Genomic DNA, 14362 nt, shown 5'->3' with positions numbered 1-14362 from the left:
CCGGCCAGCGGCCGCGCAGGGTCGCCGGCAGGGGGACTCGGCGGCCGAGCTGCGCGGGACGGGCCGTCGATGGTCGACACCACGACCGGCGACCCCCCGGCCGCGGCCCGGCCAGGCCCGGTCGCCAGCCACCGCGCCCGGGTGCGCATCGCCGCCGCGGCGCCGCCGGCTCCGATCACGGCCGACTCGACCTCTTCGGCACGGCGACCTGCCACGGCTGCCACCACGCCGTCGCGACCGGCGCCGGGTCCGCCGAGCGCTGTGAGTACGGCGTCCCGGTGCCCCGGGAAGTTGCAGTGCAGCCGGACCCAGCCGTCGGCCGCCTGGTAGTCGCCGGACAGGTCAGCCCACGGCGAGCCGGGCGGCCGCTCGTCGACCCGGAGCAGTCTCTCGCTCGCGAACGACGCGACCGCGTCGCGCTCGTCGACGTCGACCGGCTCGGCGGACCCGCCCCGGTCGACCCGGAAGCCGTCGGCCGCCAGCAGCGTGGTGGCGACCACCGCGGTCGCCAGATCACCGACCCGGAACGCCGTGGGCAGCAGGCCCGGGCAGGGCTGGACCGTCAGCCTCCCGAGATCGCCGTCTGCTCCCCCGGCCGCGCACCACAGCCGGCGAACGACGTCGCCCGTCAAAGCGGGCCCGGGTCGACCCGGCGCGCGGCGCGGACCGCGACCGTGCCGCCCACGAGGACGAACACGAGCAAGGCCCCCGCGAGTCCCAGGGACATCCCCGACCTCACCCGGTCAGTGTGACTCGCGGCTGACCCGGTGCCCACCGGAGCCGAGGAGGAAGTCCATGTCGGCCCCGGTGTCGGCCTGCAGCACGTGGTCGACGTACAGCCGCTCCCACCCGCGCAGCGGGGCGGCCTGGGCGGCGACCGCGGCCGGCACGGGGGCGCGGCGGGCCAGCTCGTCCGCCGGGACGTCGACATCGAGGCGCCGGGCCGGGACGTCCAGCACGATCGGGTCACCGGTGCGGACCAGGGCCAGCGGTCCGCCGGCCGCCGACTCCGGGGCCACGTGCAAGACGACGGTCCCGTAGGCGGTACCGCTCATCCGGCCGTCGCTGACCCGCACCATGTCGCGGACCCCCCTGGCCAGCAGCTTGGCAGGCAGGGGCAGGTTGCCCACCTCGGGCATCCCCGGGTAGCCGCGCGGGCCGCAGCCGCGCAGCACCAGGACCGAGGTCTCGTCGACGTCCAGGTCGGGGTCGTCGAGCCGGGCGTGCAGGTCCTCGATGCTGTCGAACACGACGGCCCGGCCCCGGTGCTGCAGCAGGGCCGAAGCGGCCGCGGCCGGCTTGATGACGGCACCGCTCGGGGCCAGGTTGCCGGTGAGCACCGCGATCCCGGCGTCCAGCAGCAGTGCTGCCGATCGCGGCCGGATCACCCCCTCGTCCCAGATCCGGGCACTGTCGAGATGGTCGACCAGCGGCCGGCCGGTGACCGTCATGGCCAGCGGATCGAGCAGGTCCGCGACCTCGCGCAGGACGGCGAGCAGCCCGCCGGCCCGGTGGAAGTCGTCCATCAGGTGTCGGCCGGCCGGCAGCAGGTCAGCCAGCAGCGGGACGCCCGAACCGATCCGGTCGAAGTCGGCCAGCGTGAGGTCCACCCCCAGCCGGCCGGCGATGGCCAGCAGGTGCACGACCGCGTTGGTGGAGCCGCCGATCGCGGCGAGGGCGACGATGGCGTTGCGGAACGAGCCACGGGTCAGGACCGTGCTGGGGCGGCGGTCGGCGGCCACCAGGTCAACGACCAGCCGCCCGGTCGCGTGGGACCGCTCGAGCAGCGCGGCGTCCGGGGCGGGAGTGCCGGCAATGCCCGGCAGCGTCAGGCCCAGCGCCTCGGCGACGCACGCCATGGTGGAGGCGGTACCCATGGTGTTGCAGTGGCCCTTGCTGCGGATCATCGCCGACTCTGACGACAGGAACTCCTGCTCCGACAGGGTTCCGGCCCGCACCTCCTCGCTCAGCTGCCACACCCCGGTGCCGCAGCCGAGCGGCTGGCCGCGGAAGGTCCCGCTGAGCATCGGCCCACCGGGGACGACGACGGCGGGCAGGTCGACCGACGCGGCCGCCATGAGCAGGGCGGGGATCGTCTTGTCGCAACCGCCGAGCAGCACCACGCCGTCGATCGGGTTGGCCCGCAGCATCTCCTCGATCGACATGGCGGCCAGGTTGCGCCAGAGCATGGCGGTGGGGCGGACCTGCGTCTCGCCGAGGGACATCACCGGCAGATTGAGCGGAACGCCGCCGGCCTCCCAGACGCCCCGCTGCACCGCCGCCGAGACCTCGTCGAGGTGCGCGTTGCACGGGGTGAGGTCGGAGGCGGTGTTGGCGATGGCGATGTGCGGACGGCCGTCGAAGGCGTCCGCCGGCAGGCCGCGTCGCATCCACGCCCGGTGGATGTAGGCGTTGCGGTCGGTCCCCGCGTACCACGCCTGGCTGCGCTGCATCGCCGCCCTTCCGACGACCGGGGCGGTGGTCTACTGTCCCGATCATGGCCGAGGCTAGCCGGTCCGTTGGCCGACCGCGCACCCCCCGGCTCTGACTGCCCGTGCGCGCGTTCGTCGTCACCGGTCCCCGGCAGGCAGCCGTCGCGGACGTCGATCCGCCGGTGGCCGGACCCGGCCAGGTGGTCGTCGACGTGGAGCGGGTCGGTGTCTGCGGCACTGATGTCGAGTTCTTCACCGGCGAGATGGCCTACCTGCACCAGGGCCACGCCGCGTACCCGATCCGGCTGGGGCACGAGTGGTGCGGCCAGGTCTCGACGGTGGGTGAGGGCGTCGAGACCTCCTGGCTGGGCCGGCGGGTCACCGGCGACACGATGCTCGGCTGCGGTCGGTGCTCCCGCTGCCTCGGTGGGCGGCAGCACCTGTGCGAGGACCGCTTCGAGATCGGGATCCGGGGTGGCTGGCCGGGGGCCCTGGCCGAGCAGCTGCTGGTTCCCGCCTCGGCGCTGCACGCGCTGCCCGACTCGGTCGACGCGGTGGCCGGCGCGATGGTTGAGCCTGGCGGCAACGCGCTGCGGGCCGCCCAGGCGGCCCAGCCGGACGAGGGCAAGCGGGTCCTCGTGTACGGCCCCGGCACCATCGGGCTGCTCAGCGTGCAGTTCGCCCTGGCGTACGGGGCCGAGGTGCACGTGGTGGGACATGAGGACGCCCGGCTGGCGCTGGCCACCGAGCTGGGCGCCCATGGAGCCTGGACGCCGGAGAGCCTGCCGATACTGGCCTTCGACGCGGTCATCGACGCGACCAACTCGACCGACGTCCCGGCGGCGGCCCTCGAGCGGGTCGAGCCGGGTGGCCGGGTCGTGTACATCGGGCTGTCCGGCCAGCCCAGCCTGGTCGACACCCGCACGATGGTGCTCAAGGATGTGACCGCCGTCGGCATCCTCAGCGCGTCCCCCGGGCTGGACGGGGCCATCGACCTCTACGCCAGCGGCCGGGTGCGGCCGCACCCGCTGGTGGCCGCCACCGTCACGCTGGACGCCGTCGGGGACGTCTTGGCCGGATGGCGCCCGGTGGACGCCGGACCCGGTCCCAAGATCCACATCGTTCCGTAGGGAGGCAGGTCGATGGACGACTTCGCGGGGCTGGTGGCCGTGGTCACCGGGGGTGCCAGCGGGATCGGGGCGGCGACCACGACGCTGCTGACCCAGCGCGGGGCCAGGGTGGTCGTGCTCGACCGCGGGATCGGCGACGCGGCCGGGGTGGGCATGTGGGCGCTGGCGCTGGACTGCGACGTCAGCGACCGGGACGCCGTCCAGCGGTCGATCGAGCGGGTGGTCGCCGAGCTGGGCGGCCTCGACGTACTGGTCAACAACGCCGGCATCGGCGCTCAAGGCGACGTGACGGCGAACGGGGACGACGAGTGGCGGCACGTCTTCGACGTGAACGTCCTGGGCATCGCGCACTGCTCGGCGGCGGCCGTTCCGTACCTGCGGGAGTCCGGGCACGCCGCGGTCGTCAACACGTCGTCCGTGCTCGCCGTTCTGGGGGTGCCCGGCCGGGTGCTGTACGCGGCGACCAAGGGAGCGGTCCTCGCGCTGACCCTGGCGATGGCGGCCGACCACGTGCGGGAGGGCATCCGGGTCAACGCGGTCGCCCCCGGGACCGCGGACACCCCCTGGGTGGCGCGGCTGCTGGCGGACGCGGCGGACCCGACGGCGGCCGCCGCAGCCCTGCGCGCCCGCCAGCCGATCGGGCGGTTGGTCACGGCGGAGGAGGTCGCCCACGCGATCGCCTACCTAGCCAGCCCGCTGTCGGGGTCGACGACCGGCACGGTGCTCGGCGTGGACGGCGGGATGGCCGCGCTGCGGCTGCCGAGCTGAGCCCGGTCAGCCGCCGTCTGCGTCCGGGATCGACAGCCGGGCCAGGAGCACCGCGCGGGTCATGGCGACGTCCGCGACCTGGTCGGGATCGACGGGACACTCCGGGCGACGCATGGCCCGCTCGATGCGCAGCCGGGCCTGCGCCCAGTCGACCATCGTGAACTCGGTCATCGGGTCGGGTTCGACCCTGGCCAGAGTCTGGGCGAGAACCGCGTCGGCCTCGTTGGCCAGCCAGCAGTCCTTCACCCCGCCGCCGAGGTCGTGGTCGATGAGCACGCTCAGGGCATGCTCCAGCCGCCCGTAGCGAAAGGACGCGGTGACCACCTCCTGGCGGCCGTCGACGTCGCCGTAACGCCAGCAGCGCCCGAGCCGGGGGGAGCCGAGGGCGGCGGCCCAGGCTCGGTCCTTGACGCCGCTGGCGGCCAACCGGTGCGCGACCTGCGCCGCCGCGGCCCGGGAAGGCTCGGGTCCCATGCGGCTGAGCACCCGCGCCATGGCCAACCCGGTGCTGTCTGCCACCCGCCCGGCGTGGCCGACGAGCAGGGCGGCCACCTGCAAGCAGGCGTCCTCGCGATCCGTCGGGTCGGCGTCCGGCATGGCCAGCGACACCATGCCGAACAGCTCCGACGCCCACATCTCGGCGTCCAGGGAGCGGCGCACCTTGCGCATCTGCTGCTCCGCCTCGAGGAGCAGCGGGCGCAGCAGCGTCTCAACGTCGTCGTCGAGGTCGACTTCCGGCCCGGCGTCCTCGACCAGGCGCAGCCGACGTTCGGGATGCGGACACTCGGACGATCCCGCCACGGCACCGGAGTCTGCCACGGCAACCGCTGGCGTCTCAGGCCGTCCGGCAGACTGCCCTGGTGACCGACGACGCTGCTCGAGCAGGCCGCGGCCGCGGTACGCCCCTGACCATCCCGGTCCTCAACCTGAGGGAGTCGGCTCAGCCGTACCGGGACCTGACGGAGCAGCCCAGCCCCGGGGCCGTGGAGTTCGCCCGAGTGGTGCTGCAGATCCCGGCCCGGTCAGGCGCTCCTCTGAGTTCCGAGGTACCCGGTGGGGTAGCGGACCCTAGCCCCAACGACCCGGCTCCCAGACTGCTACGGGTTGATGGCCCGCCCCGCGAGCACGTCCCGTACTGCGTCAGGTTCCGGCTCGGTCACACAGACCCGCTCGGTCTCGTCCTTGCCGGGGCTCAAGAAGGCCGCGTGCACCTCCACAGCGAGGACCGCACGCTGCGTCGCGCTCGAAACGCCGCCGGGAACCACCTCGGGGTGCTCGGCCAGGTAGGCCGCGGCTGCGCGCACCGCCGCGTGCCGGACCCGGCCGGTCTCGTCCTCGTAGCTGAACCGCCAGCGCCGGGCCTGCTGGGCGATGAGTGCCTTGTCCCCGTCGTCCACCTCGATCCCCGCTGCGGGAAAGACCCGGCAGTCGTACGTGCGGCAGGCGCGGGGCCGGTGCTCGTAGATCGTGCATCGGTTGTCGACCAGCATCGGGCAGTGCCCATGCTTGTCGTAGCCGAGCAGGGCGTGGCCCTCGGGCAGCCCGGGCGCCGGGAACAGCAGCGCGGCCGGGACGTGGGCCAGCGTGTCGGTCTCGTCCGGTGCGACATGGACGAACTGCGAGGAGGTGCAGCAGGCGGTGCACCCGTCGCAGGGCACCTCGGACCCACGGTCACCGCCCAACGCACCCTGGATCTCCCCCAACCAGGTCGAGAAGTCGCCGGCTGGAAGGGGAGACCTGGTGACGTTGACGCGGTCGACCGTGGGTCCTCCCTGCCTCGGACTGGCAGCCGCCTGCCAGCTGTTGCCTCAGTCCTTGAGGTTGATCCTGACGACCGAACCCCGTCCCGGTCGGGGTTGTCGGAATCGGTCGGTGCGATGGTCGAAGCGTAGAGGTCACCCTTCGCCTTGCCGTGACTGACGACAGAGATCCGCCCGCCGAACAGCTCGGGGGTCCGGTGCGACCGTTCTCCCGGCTGGTGGTCGGCTCGATGGGCCCCGACGACCCGACCGACTTGCTGGTCACCCTGGACGCCGAGGACGCGTTCGACGTAGAGGCCGACCTGCCGCGCGTCACCGCGCCCACCCTCGTCACCGGAGGCACCCAGGACGCCTTCGACACCCGCGAGCTGTTCGAAGGCACCGCGGCGGGTGTTCAGAACGGGCGGGCGCACATCTACCAGGGCTCGGGCCACCTGCGGACGTCAGGCTCCAGCGCGACGACGAACCTCACCCTCGGTTTCATGCTCGCCGGGACGCCGCTGCCCTCGTGACCGCAGCCGGGGCACCCCGCCTACTCGGCCCCGGCCCGTGGCCGGCCGCGCCTGGGGATCGGTGCCGCGTGCTTGGGCATGCGCCCGGCATCGGTGAGCGCCCGCCGCAGCAGCAGCTCGACCTGGGCGTTGACGCTGCGCAGCTCGTCGTCGGCCCAGCGCACGAGCGCGTCGTGGACCGATGGGTCGAGCCGGAGCAGGACCTGCCGGCGTTGGCTCACGTGTACAGCGAACCGGCGTTCACGATCGGCGACGGCGGCTGATCTCCGCACAGCACCACCATCAGGTTGCTCACCATGGCCGCCTTGCGTTCCTCATCGAGATCGACCACGCCGTTCTCGGTCAGCCGGTTGAGGGCCATCTCGACCATCCCGACCGCGCCCTCCACGATCCGGCTGCGCGCCGCGACCACCGCGTTGGCCTGCTGGCGGCGCAGCATGGCCTGGGCAATCTCGGGGGCGTAGGCGAGGTGGGAGATGCGCACCTCCACGATCTCGACCCCGGCGAGCGAGACCCGCTCGGCGACCTCGCGCGCCAGCTGGGCGGCGACGACGTCGGTGGAGCCGCGCAGCGACGTCCCGGTGTCGGTGGTGTCGTCGTAGGGATGGCTGGTGGCGACGTGGCGCAGCGCCGACTCGGCCTGCACGGTGACGAAGTCCGTGTAGTCGTCGACGGCGTACGTCGACTTGGCCGTGTCGGCGACCTGCCAGACAACGATCGCGGCGACCTCCACGGGGTTGCCGTCCGCGTCGTTGACCTTGAGCCGGTTGGTCTCGAAGTTGCGGACCCGGACGCTGACCCCGCGCCGCACCGTGAACGGCAGCACCCACCACAGCCCGGGGTGGACGACGGTGCCGACGTAGCGGCCGAAGAACTGAATCACCGAGGTCCGGCCGGGCGTCACGATCACCATCGAGGTGATCACCAGGACGAAGACGACCACCGGCAACCACAACCATCCCGTGGCGTTCAGGGCGGCGAGCACGCCACCGGCGACACAGCCGGCGAGCACCAGCACCCCCAGCCAGCCGTTGACCGCGATGGCGGGGCGCTGCGTGATGTCGACTCGGGCGCCCTGGTGCCCGACGGGTTCGAGGTGGATGGGTGATCCGACTGTGCTCATGTCGTGCTCCAGGCTCGCGAAAGTGATATCAAATAAATATCACTTTTCTGGAAGCTCCGCCAGAGCGTCAGGGGCGCGGTGACGTCGGCGGTCCTGGCCCCACCCTCCCGATCCACAAGTCCTCCCACGCGCACAGACCCGGGCGACGGGAGGGGTCGCGAACCCCGCGGGGGACGTTGGTGCGGCTCCTGGCTCGTCCCGGTGGATCACCCCGTCGCCGAGGAACATCCTCCGGAGCGCCAGAGTTGAGCGCCAGAGTTGAAGGACTCAAATACTTCTTCGGTTCCTAACGACCTGAGGACTCCTCCGTGGCCAAAGTCGCCGACCGCCTGCCCGACGTCGACGTCCGCGTGATGAACGCCGAAGGGAGGCCCGAGACCGTGCGGACCGCCCAGCTGCTCGGGTCCGGCACGGTGGTGCTGTTCGCCGTCCCGGGCGCCTTCACACCGGGTTGCTCCAGGACCCACCTGCCGGGCTACATCGCCAACGCCGACGGTCTGGCCGAGGGCAAGGTGCTCATGCTGGCCGACGACAACGGCGACTTCTCGGAGGCCATGGGCCTGGTCATGGACTTCGCCGGCTCAGGTCTCGGCAAGCACTCGAGGCGCTACGCCGCGGTGCTCGAGGACGGCGTCATCACGAGCCTCGACATGGAGGAGACCGGTGCCGTCACGGTGAGCGCCTGCGAGGCCGTGCTCGCGAAGCTGTAATCGAGTCGCTCGTGCTGACCCCCTTGTGCGACAACCCACGGCCGCGCTGGCAGCGTTTACTGGTCGGTGCCCAGCAGCATCGAGTCCAGGCCGCGGACCAGCCCGGTGAGTGCGACGGCGGCTCGGATCGCGAGCAGTGTGCCGGCCACGTAGGGGGCCGGCGTTGGCCCTGCGTCGTGGCGGATCGACAGCCGCTCGTCCGGCAGGGCGAAGACGACCTCGGTGGAGACCACGAAGCTGGGTAGCCGCACGGAGTGGATCTGCGTGCCGGCCACGGCGGCTCCCCGAGCCTCCACATACCCGCCGGTCTGGTCGACGGGGACCTGCAGCATGGTCGCGTTGACCGTGGCCAGCCGCTCGGCCAGCTCACGCGCGGTCCCGCTGGGCGCGTCCGGCTTCCCAGCGGAGGCGTAGTCGATGATCTCCCGGTTCGGCAGATGGCGTGCGACCAGCACGGCCGCAGCCTGCGCCATGGCGGCGGTGAGCGAGAAGTTGCCCGCTGCGACGACACCAACCCCAGCGCTCCGAGCAGCCTCATCGATGTCGGTGAAGTCGTCCGCGCCGAGCCCGGACGACCCGATCACCACCGCGACCCCTCGCTCGATGGCGGCCAGCGCGTTGGCTCGCACAGCCTGGTGGGACGTGTAGTCCACCAGCACCTGCACGCCGTCCAGCGCGTCGGCCACGCGACCGAACACCGGGACCCCGATGGGTTCGTCCCCCCACGCCTGGCCGAGATCCTGTCCCGCTGCGGACCGGCTCACCCCGGAGCGCAGCTCCAGGTCGGCTGCCTCCAGGATGGCGCCGGCCACCGGGCGGCCGGTCCAGCCGGTCGCGCCGGCCACGCACACCGTCAACGTCATGCCGTGACGGTACCGGCCCTGGTCCGGCCGTACGGTCGAACCGTGGCTGAACCTGAGCTAGCCGCTGTCTGCCGACTGGCAGAGGACGCCGCCGGTCGGCGCGGTCGGCGGGCCATCAGGAACCCGGTGTCCGGTCGCCGACCTGCGCTGCTGGTCGCGCGTGGCTCAGGGGGCCTCCGGTGACCACCGATCACCCCGAGCCACCTGCCGTCCTACGCACGTCCCGTCTGCTGTTGCGGGAGTGGCGCGAAAGCGACCGAGCCCGGTGCGCGGCGATGAACCGTGACCCGCAGGTCATGCGCTACTTCCCGGGGTTGATGAACCGAGCCACCTCAGACGCGTTCGTGGATCGACTCCAGGAACAGCATCGGCGCTTGGGCTACACCCTGTGGGTGGTCGAGGTGCTCGACGGCGAGCGCGGCTCCACACCGTTCGCCGGGTTCACCGGGCCTGCGACAACCGTCGTTCCAGGTGCCGTGCGAGCACCACAAGCCGGTCGTGGAGGTGGGCTGGCGGCTGCAGACGCAGTGGTGGGGCCTCGGCATCGCCACCGAGGCGGCGCGAGCCTCGATGGCGCACGGGTTCCACCTCGTCGGCCTGCCGGAGATCGTGTCCCTCACGGTGGTAGCGAATGCCCGGTCGCGCGCCGTCATGGAGCGCATCGGCAGGCAGCCTGACGGCGAGTTCGACCACCCCGGGCCCAACCGGAAGACAGCTGGCGACGGCACGTGCTCTACCGAATGAGCCCGACCGACCGGCGCACCTGACGAGGACGGACAACGTGATCCGCGGTGCGGGCACGAGCGGGGATCAGGGTCGACCGCCCAGCAGCCGGTACTCCCCGGCATGGGCCCGGAAGCACGGGGGCCCCCAGCCTGGCGGGGTTGGGGGTGCACTGGCGGTGGTCGGAGCTGGTGACCGAGGCCTTGGCCGCGATGGCCGAGCCGCAGGTGGAGTCGCAAGCTGCCTGGTCTTGGACCATGCGAAGCCTGTCGTCGGCACCCAGGCTGACAGAGAGTTCGAGGGGTCCTTGCTCGCTTGGCAGCGGCCTGCTCATGCTGGCGATCCCCGGCAGGCGCTCGTGCACTACCACCGAGGTGGTGGACTGCAGCACTACCAGGGGCTGACGCAGAGCGAAGTGCCGTCTCGGTGGTCGAACGTCAACCGGGTGCGTCGCTGTCGAGTGCCGTTGGTCCCTACCCGCTCGGGCCGGGGGCGAGCAGTCTGCTGCCGAGCACGTTGCCTGCCCGGGTCGGAGTCCCGAAGGAGATGCTCCCATGAGCGACCTGCATATGACTCGTTTGCGTCGTTCGTCCGCGGTCGTCGTCGCCACGGCGGCCGCGTTGACGTTCGCCACGATAACCACCAGTGCGTCGGCGGCTCCGAGCACACCGTCGGCCGTCACGTTGGACGTGCAGACCTACAACTTGGACTTGGGCGCGGACCTGACCCCGTTGTTCCTTGCGACCGACATCCCGTCGCTGCACAAGGCGGCGGCGCAGGTGTACGCCGACGTAGAGGCCAGCAAGCCGGCCGAGCGGATGCAGGCGGTGGCGCGGATCATCGCCAAGCAGCGGCCCGATGTGGTGGGGCTGCAGGAGGTGGCGACCTGGCAACTTGCGCCGTACCTGACCTTCGGTGGGTACCCGATGGCTGTCGGCCCCTACCAGACGACGTATGACTTCCTCGGCCTCCTGCTGAATGATCTGGCTGCCCTCGGGGTCGGCTACCAGGCGCTCTCCAGCGACGTAACTTTCGACAGCGCGGTTGCCGTGCCGATCGCCATTCCGATCTCGGAGACGACCGCAGCCCGCTACATCGATCGCAACGTCGTACTGGTGAGCGACGGCCTGACCCGGCACGCGGCCGTCGGCAACCCGCAGGACGCCAACTACCAGGCCAAGTTCAAGGTGAGCTTGCTCGGGGTGCCCGTCTCGGTCGGTCGGGGCTGGGCAAGCATTGACATCACCCAGCGCGGCCGCACGTTCCGGTTCTTCGACACCCACCTGGAGGCCTACGGCACCACAGCGTTGAAGGACGACATCCGCAACCCCCAGGCAGTTGAGCTCGCCGCCACAGTCACCAGCTCGCCCTATCCGACCATCACGGTCGGTGACCTCAACGCCCGGCCGACGATGTGCGCCACCTGGCGGCAGCCCCCGCAGCCGGAAGACGCCAACACAGTCGCCTACGGCACAATGCAGACCGCCGGGCTAGACGAGTCGTGGCCGCTAGTGCACCCGAAGGCCCCCTGCGATCCAGCCAGTTGGACCAGCGGGCAGGACAGCCTCGCCGGTGCCACCAGCACGCTCACCCACCGAATCGACGATGTGTTCCTTAGTAGCGGCTTCAGCGCCCTGCAGAGCTTCGTCGTCGGCGACACCGCTGCCGAGCGCACCCAACCCAACGGGTTGTGGCCATCCGACCACGCCTCGACAGTCGCCAAGGTCCGACTCGACGCCGCGCACTGAGCGAGGAGTTCTGCACGTCGTCATCCCGGACATCACGACGCACAACGCCCTGACCTGCGCGGATAACCCTGCAGAGGCCAGCGACGTGCGAGAACGCCTCTCAGTGGCTGTCAGCAGTTGTCACCGCTGTCCGTTGTCATACGGCCCCAGGACGGCCCGGGCAACCTCCTCATCGGGCGGCATCAGGTGCTCACTGCCTCAACGAGCCGGCTCCCGTTGGCTCACGCCTCTGGCGCACGGACGCTGATGAGCGCAGCATCCTCGGTGAGGCGGCATGGTGCCCGCGGATCCGCGCACCGTCGCCCAAGCTGACAGGAGGACACCATGCCCACCGTCCAGGCGAACGGCATCGACGTCTACTACGAAGTCCAGGGCGAGGGCGCCCCGCTGGTCCTGATCCCCTACCTGGCTGCCGACCAGGCCTGCTACGCCTTCCAGGTGGGGGATTACGCGCAGCACTACACCTGCTACACGGTCGACCTGCGCGGCGCAGGGCTGTCCGGGAAGCCTGAGGGCGACTACACCACCGAGCTGCTGGCCGACGACATGGCCGCCTTCATGGAGGTCGTCAGGATCGACCGCGCACACATCTTCGGACTCTCGCTCGGCGCCGCAACCGGAATGTGGCTGGCAGCGAAACACCCAGAGCGGGTGGTGTCGCTGTCGCTGCACAGCGCCTGGCACGCGACCGATCCGTTCCTGACCGCGGTGGTCGACGGCTGGCGGATCGTGGCCGAGGGCCTGGGGAGCGTGACCGAGATGGTGGTCAAGGGGATCTTCCCCTGGTGCTTCACCCCCGAGCTGTACGCGACCCGCCCGGAGTACGTGGACTCCCTTGCTGCCTTCGTGCGCGGGCGTCCGATGCCGCCGGTCGATGCGTTCATGCGGCAGTCCGCCGCCGTCCTCACCCACGACGCGCGCCCGGCGCTCGGGTCGATCAGCGCGCCGACCCTACTCACCTTCGGTCGCCACGACCTGGTCACCTCGACCCGGTTCGCAGAGCCGCTCAGTTCCGGGATCACCGGTTCGGAGGTCGTCGTCTTCGAGGGCTGCGCGCACGCGCCGATCTACGAGAACGTCGAGGAGTTCAACCGCCGGACGCTGGCCTTCTTGGACCAGCATCCCGCCTGAGGTGCGGCACGCATCCGGAAGGTGGAGCGGTGCTCCTTCTTCCCGATCTGCAGGATGATCCGGTACTTGCCGGTGATCATCGGCCCCGGCGCGTCCCGAAGGGAGAACACCCGGACGTTCGCCACTCGTCGCAGCATGCCGCTGCGGCGGGCGTGCCGGGGCTGACCCCGCACGCGCTACCGCAGGCCGCGGCGGGCTTGGCCGTGAGTGCCGGGGCGAACGTCAAGGCGGTCCAGCGGATGCTCGGGCACGCCGCTGCGATGTCCCTGGACGTGTACGCGGACCTCTTCGACGACGACGACGAGGTCGTGGCTCGCGGGCTTGCGGACTCGTTGCGGACTGCGCCGGTGCTGGCGATCAACGCGAACCACTCCCCAGGTCGCTGGCCTGAAGGCGGGGAGCCGCCTCGGGGAATCGAACCCCGGACCTACGCATTACGAGTCGAGGCCGACGCCTCGGACGCGGATTCGCGGCTCGCCAATTTTCGTTGCCATATATAGGGTTTCTTGCTCTTGCCCCTCTTGATGGATGTCAGTGAATGGGCCTGGATGACGCGGCATTGGCACACGAATTGGCACACAGCCCCTCGTCGCCGTTGAGACCTCAGGCGGCTGGTTCTTCTCCACCAAGAGGGCGGGCCTGCACGGTGCGGCTCTCCAGTCATGCGCCTCGGGGGTCCTCGTCGATCGCTCGAAACCGGGGCACAACATCCGGCCATTCGGTGCGCGCGGGGACGGATCGGCGGCGTGGGACCGTGGCAGTGGATCGGGTACCGAGGGCGCACCGCGTCCCCGTGCGTTGATGGTGCACGTGCGCAGTGTCCCTACGAAGTGGTAGTTGAGCGTCAGCCGACTCAGGCGTAGGACTGACCCGCCCAGCGCTGCACACGCCGCGCTGAGCGTCTGACCGCCTGCGCCGCGACGGCCACGGCAGCGAGCAGCAGCAGGAACCGGACGTCGGGCAGCGTCACCGTGCCGAGTTGGCCGCCGGTGTGCCAGACGAACCCGTCGAGGAACAGGGAGCCCATGACCGTCACGGCCGCGGCCCCCAAGGCCGCGGTGCGGTACGCCGCCCAGGCCACGATGAGCAGGACCAGGCCGGTCGCCACCAGCTTCGAGAAGTCACCGACGATGCCGGTCGCCACGAGCAGGGCGGCGAAGGCGACGAACAGCACCAGCCCGACGGGGGGACCCGGGTCGCTGGCGATGCGGACGACCTGAGGGTGGAGGGGCGGGTTCACGTCACCAGTACACGTCAACCGGTCCGCGGCCACCCGTCTCCGCCCGCAGCGTTGACGCCCGGGCCGCTCGTCTTTACGCGGTCTTGACGCGGGCTCAGGGCTGCGGGCCGACCTCGAGCCGGTAGCCCAGCCCTGGCTCGGTCCGCAGGTAGCGCGGTCGGCCTGGCTCGGGCTCGAGCTTGCGCCGCAGCTGGGCCAGGTACACGCGCAGGTAGTGCGTCT

At 71.4% G+C, this 14362-nt stretch carries 16 protein-coding genes and 1 pseudogene; 8 read left to right on the top strand and 9 right to left on the bottom strand.

Features of this window, described 5'->3' with window-relative positions; genetic code table 11:
* Nucleotides 1-632: CoA transferase (locus tag VIM19_08070; protein ID HEY5184842.1), on the bottom strand; the 632-nt coding region annotated here is incomplete at its 3' end.
* 111 nt (nucleotides 633-743) lie between these two features.
* A complete protein-coding gene (locus tag VIM19_08065) occupies nucleotides 744-2453 on the bottom strand; it encodes an IlvD/Edd family dehydratase (GenBank protein ID HEY5184841.1) in 1710 nt (569 codons plus the stop codon).
* Between the two features lie 101 nt (nucleotides 2454-2554).
* Between VIM19_08065 and VIM19_08060 the strand changes: the two genes are divergently transcribed.
* Nucleotides 2555-3562 carry an alcohol dehydrogenase catalytic domain-containing protein gene (locus VIM19_08060; GenBank protein HEY5184840.1) on the top strand — a complete coding sequence of 336 codons (1008 nt, stop codon included), beginning with the start codon at nucleotides 2555-2557 and terminating at the stop codon, nucleotides 3560-3562.
* Nucleotides 3563-3574: 12 nt separating this feature from the next.
* A complete protein-coding gene (locus VIM19_08055; GenBank protein ID HEY5184839.1) occupies nucleotides 3575-4330 on the top strand; it encodes an SDR family NAD(P)-dependent oxidoreductase in 756 nt (251 codons plus the stop codon).
* Nucleotides 4331-4336: 6 nt separating this feature from the next.
* On the opposite strand, the gene VIM19_08050 is transcribed toward VIM19_08055, so the two are convergent.
* Nucleotides 4337-5131 (bottom strand): hypothetical protein, encoded by a 795-nt coding sequence (locus VIM19_08050; GenBank protein HEY5184838.1) that lies wholly within the window; start codon nucleotides 5129-5131, stop codon nucleotides 4337-4339.
* A gap of 296 nt (nucleotides 5132-5427) precedes the next feature.
* Nucleotides 5428-5988: a YkgJ family cysteine cluster protein gene (locus VIM19_08045; GenBank protein ID HEY5184837.1), complete on the bottom strand. Its 561-nt coding sequence runs from the start codon at nucleotides 5986-5988 to the stop codon at nucleotides 5428-5430.
* Nucleotides 5989-6242: 254 nt separating this feature from the next.
* Between VIM19_08045 and VIM19_08040 the strand changes: the two genes are divergently transcribed.
* Nucleotides 6243-6602: a hypothetical protein gene (locus tag VIM19_08040; protein HEY5184836.1), complete on the top strand. Its 360-nt coding sequence runs from the start codon at nucleotides 6243-6245 to the stop codon at nucleotides 6600-6602.
* A gap of 20 nt (nucleotides 6603-6622) precedes the next feature.
* On the opposite strand, the gene VIM19_08035 is transcribed toward VIM19_08040, so the two are convergent.
* Together VIM19_08035 and VIM19_08030 are read right to left on the bottom strand one after the other, a co-directional pair.
* Nucleotides 6623-6874: a hypothetical protein gene (locus VIM19_08035; GenBank protein HEY5184835.1), complete on the bottom strand. Its 252-nt coding sequence runs from the start codon at nucleotides 6872-6874 to the stop codon at nucleotides 6623-6625.
* A complete protein-coding gene (locus VIM19_08030) occupies nucleotides 6820-7725 on the bottom strand; it encodes an SPFH domain-containing protein (GenBank protein HEY5184834.1) in 906 nt (301 codons plus the stop codon). Before VIM19_08030 ends, VIM19_08035 begins: the two co-directional genes overlap by 55 nt.
* Before the next feature lie 308 nt (nucleotides 7726-8033).
* Between VIM19_08030 and VIM19_08025 the strand changes: the two genes are divergently transcribed.
* Nucleotides 8034-8435, top strand: coding sequence for a redoxin family protein (locus tag VIM19_08025; GenBank protein HEY5184833.1), 402 nt, complete (start codon nucleotides 8034-8036; stop codon nucleotides 8433-8435).
* A 56-nt stretch (nucleotides 8436-8491) separates the two neighbouring features.
* Here the strand turns inward: VIM19_08025 and dapB are convergent, their stop codons facing one another.
* A complete protein-coding gene (gene dapB, locus VIM19_08020; protein ID HEY5184832.1) occupies nucleotides 8492-9298 on the bottom strand; it encodes a 4-hydroxy-tetrahydrodipicolinate reductase in 807 nt (268 codons plus the stop codon).
* A 348-nt stretch (nucleotides 9299-9646) separates the two neighbouring features.
* Between dapB and VIM19_08015 the strand changes: the two genes are divergently transcribed.
* The 4 genes and pseudogenes from VIM19_08015 (at nucleotide 9647) to VIM19_08000 (ending at nucleotide 13400) form a co-directional block, all read left to right on the top strand.
* Nucleotides 9647-10042: a GNAT family N-acetyltransferase gene (locus tag VIM19_08015; protein ID HEY5184831.1), complete on the top strand. Its 396-nt coding sequence runs from the start codon at nucleotides 9647-9649 to the stop codon at nucleotides 10040-10042.
* Between the two features lie 533 nt (nucleotides 10043-10575).
* Nucleotides 10576-11769: an endonuclease/exonuclease/phosphatase family protein gene (locus VIM19_08010; GenBank protein ID HEY5184830.1), complete on the top strand. Its 1194-nt coding sequence runs from the start codon at nucleotides 10576-10578 to the stop codon at nucleotides 11767-11769.
* A 324-nt stretch (nucleotides 11770-12093) separates the two neighbouring features.
* The gene (locus VIM19_08005; GenBank protein ID HEY5184829.1) at nucleotides 12094-12900 is read left to right on the top strand and encodes an alpha/beta hydrolase; all 807 of its coding nucleotides are present in this window, start codon (nucleotides 12094-12096) and stop codon (nucleotides 12898-12900) included.
* 143 nt (nucleotides 12901-13043) lie between these two features.
* A pseudogene (locus tag VIM19_08000) lies at nucleotides 13044-13400 on the top strand (hypothetical protein).
* A gap of 353 nt (nucleotides 13401-13753) precedes the next feature.
* Here VIM19_08000 and VIM19_07995 read toward each other — a convergent pair.
* Both VIM19_07995 and VIM19_07990 read right to left on the bottom strand, forming a co-directional pair.
* A complete protein-coding gene (locus VIM19_07995; protein HEY5184828.1) occupies nucleotides 13754-14140 on the bottom strand; it encodes a hypothetical protein in 387 nt (128 codons plus the stop codon).
* A 94-nt stretch (nucleotides 14141-14234) separates the two neighbouring features.
* Nucleotides 14235-14362 (bottom strand): winged helix-turn-helix domain-containing protein (locus VIM19_07990; protein ID HEY5184827.1); only part of this gene is annotated, 128 nt, incomplete at its 5' end.

Source organism: Actinomycetes bacterium (assembly GCA_036510875.1).
Lineage (GTDB): Bacteria > Actinomycetota > Actinomycetes > Prado026 > Prado026 > DATCDE01.
Note: the sequence above shows the minus strand (reverse complement) of the source record. Positions and strands in the feature narration are given on the sequence as shown.

Bases quoted from the DNA above. Each gene is read 5' to 3' on its own strand.
- VIM19_08065 (HEY5184841.1), bottom strand. From the start codon at position 2,453: ATGCAGCGCAGCCAGGCGTGGTACGCGGGGACCGACCGCAACGCCTAC.
- VIM19_08055 (HEY5184839.1), top strand. From the start codon at position 3,575: ATGGACGACTTCGCGGGGCTGGTGGCCGTGGTCACCGGGGGTGCCAGC.
- VIM19_08030 (HEY5184834.1), bottom strand. From the start codon at position 7,725: ATGAGCACAGTCGGATCACCCATCCACCTCGAACCCGTCGGGCACCAG.
- dapB (HEY5184832.1), bottom strand. From the start codon at position 9,298: ATGACGTTGACGGTGTGCGTGGCCGGCGCGACCGGCTGGACCGGCCGC.
- VIM19_08010 (HEY5184830.1), top strand. From the start codon at position 10,576: ATGAGCGACCTGCATATGACTCGTTTGCGTCGTTCGTCCGCGGTCGTC.
- VIM19_08005 (HEY5184829.1), top strand. From the start codon at position 12,094: ATGCCCACCGTCCAGGCGAACGGCATCGACGTCTACTACGAAGTCCAG.